Source organism: Spirillospora sp. NPDC000708, from assembly GCF_040299565.1.
Taxonomy (GTDB): domain Bacteria; phylum Actinomycetota; class Actinomycetes; order Streptosporangiales; family Streptosporangiaceae; genus Spirillospora.
The window spans coordinates 22,684-25,052 of the sequence record NZ_JBEPCJ010000123.1 but is presented as its reverse complement, the minus strand read 5'-3'; the positions used below and the strand labels follow the sequence as shown (position 1 = coordinate 25,052).

Sequence of the window (2,369 nt, the reverse complement as noted above, 5' to 3'; positions counted from 1 at the left end):
CTGATCCCGCGGGAGGACCCTGTGTCCGGTTGGCCCACCCTCGAGGGGGCGGGCGACGAACCGCACGCCCGGGCGCGGGGGGGCGGCGGGCCCGCGGGGGCGGGCCCCCCACGAGGCCGCCGAGGCGAAGGAAGAGGAGCCCGCCAAGCCCGCGAAGGCCAAGGCCAAGTCCAGGTCCGCCAAGGGCAAGGACAAGGACAAGGAGAAGGCCGAGCCGGAGGCCGAGGCCGAGGCGGAGCACGAGGCCGAGGGCGAGGAGGAGGAGGGCGAGGGCGCCCAGGGCAGCCGCCGTCGCCGTCGCCGCCGTCGCCGCTCGGGCGCGGACGGCGAGTCCGGCGGCACCGACGACCCGCCGAACACCGTCGTGCACGTGCGCACCGCCCGCGAGGAGCGCGCCGCCGCGGAGGACGAGGTCCAGTCCGTGCGCGGCTCGACCCGGCTGGAGGCCAAGAAGCAGCGCCGCCGCGAGGGCCGCGAGCAGGGCCGCCGCCGCCCGCCGGTGATCACCGAGGCGGAGTTCCTGGCGCGCCGCGAGGCCGTCGAGCGAGTCATGGTGGTCCGGCAGGAGGGCGAGCGCACGCAGATCGCCGTCCTGGAGGACGACGTGCTCGTCGAGCACTACGTCAACCGCGCGACGCACCAGTCCTACGTCGGCAACGTCTACCTCGGCAAGGTGCAGAACGTGCTGCCCTCCATGGAGGCCGCGTTCGTCGACATCGGCAAGGGCCGCAACGCCGTGCTGTACGCGGGCGAGGTCAACTGGGACGTCGCGGGCCTGGTGGGCCAGCCGCGCCGGATCGAGTCGGCGCTGAAGTCCGGCCAGTCCGTGCTCGTGCAGGTCACCAAGGACCCGCTCGGCCACAAGGGCGCCCGGCTGACCAGCCAGGTCTCGCTGCCCGGCCGCTACCTGGTGTACGTGCCGGACGGCTCGATGACCGGCATCAGCCGCAAGCTGCCCGACAAGGAGCGCAGCCGGCTGAAGTCGATCCTGAAGAAGGTCATGCCGGAGAACGCGGGCGTGATCGTCCGCACCGCCGCGGAGGGCGCCACCGAGGAGGAGCTGGGCCGCGACGTGTCGCGCCTGGCCGCCCAGTGGGAGAACATCCAGAAGAAGGTCAAGACCGCCTCGGCGCCGTCGCTGCTGTACGGCGAGCCGGACCTGACGATCCGGGTCGTCCGCGACATCTTCAACGAGGACTTCTCCAAGCTCGTCGTCTCCGGCGACGGCGCCTGGGACACCGTCTCGGAGTACGTCGAGTACGTCGCGCCGCACCTCGCCGACCGCGTCGAGCGCTGGACCGGCGACCAGGACGTGCTGGGCGCGTTCCGGATCGACGAGCAGATCGCCAAGGCCCTCGACCGCAAGGTGTGGCTGCCGTCCGGCGGCTCGCTGGTGATCGACAAGACCGAGGCGATGACGGTCATCGACGTCAACACCGGCAAGTTCACCGGGCAGGGCGGCAACCTCGAGGAGACCGTCACCCGCAACAACCTGGAGGCGGCCGAGGAGATCGTCCGCCAGCTCCGGCTGCGCGACATCGGCGGCATCATCGTGATCGACTTCATCGACATGGTGCTGGAGAGCAACCGCGACCTGGTGCTCCGCCGTCTCGTCGAGTGCCTGTCGCGGGACCGTACCAAGCACCAGGTCGCCGAGGTGACCTCGCTCGGGCTGGTCCAGATGACGCGCAAGCGCGTCGGCCAGGGCCTGGTCGAGGCGTTCTCGGAGACCTGCGAGTCCTGCAACGGCCGCGGCATCCACGTCCACCTCACCCCGGTCGAGCCGAAGCCGGACAAGGCCGCCGGCAAGGAGTCGGGCCGCCGCCGCAAGCGCAAGGGCGAGGTCGAGAAGGCCGTCGAGGAGAAGCTGGCGCAGCACGAGGCGAAGAAGGAGCCGGCCGAGCCGGCCCCGGCCGAGGAGCCGGAGGCCGCGCGGCCCGAGCCGGTCCGGTCGCGGCCGAAGAAGTCCGGCCCGGCGAAGCGCCCCGCGGGCCCGCCGCCCGAGGTCGACGCCGAGGAGCCGCCGGCGCAGGCGGCGGTCGAGGCCGCAGACGCCGCGGAGGAGGTCGAGGGCACCTCGCCCGGCATCCTCGACGACGAGCCGGTGGCGGTCTCCTCGAACGGCGCCGCCCCGGCCGAGGCCAACGGCGCGGCTCCGGCCGAGGCGAACGGCGCCGCTCCCGCCGCGGAGCCGACGGAGTCCGCGGAGGGCGGGCAGCCCGTGGAGGAGGCCCCGCGCCGCCGCCGCACCCGCCGCCCGCGCGCGACGGCCCAGGCCGAGAGCGAGTAGTCCGCACGCCGTGGCGGGCGCCCGGCGCCCCCGGCGCGCCCCCCCCCCCCCCCACCACCACGGGAGGAAACTAGGGGGT

The 2,369-nt window shown here is 74.1% G+C and carries 1 protein-coding gene; it reads left to right on the top strand.

Annotation, left to right across the window (positions count from 1 at the left end):
- Nucleotides 1-370 precede the first annotated feature (370 nt).
- Nucleotides 371-2,290: an Rne/Rng family ribonuclease gene (locus tag ABT299_RS47465; RefSeq protein WP_500254837.1), complete on the top strand. Its 1,920-nt coding sequence runs from the start codon at nucleotides 371-373 to the stop codon at nucleotides 2,288-2,290.
- The last annotated feature ends 79 nt before the right edge of the window (nucleotides 2,291-2,369 follow it).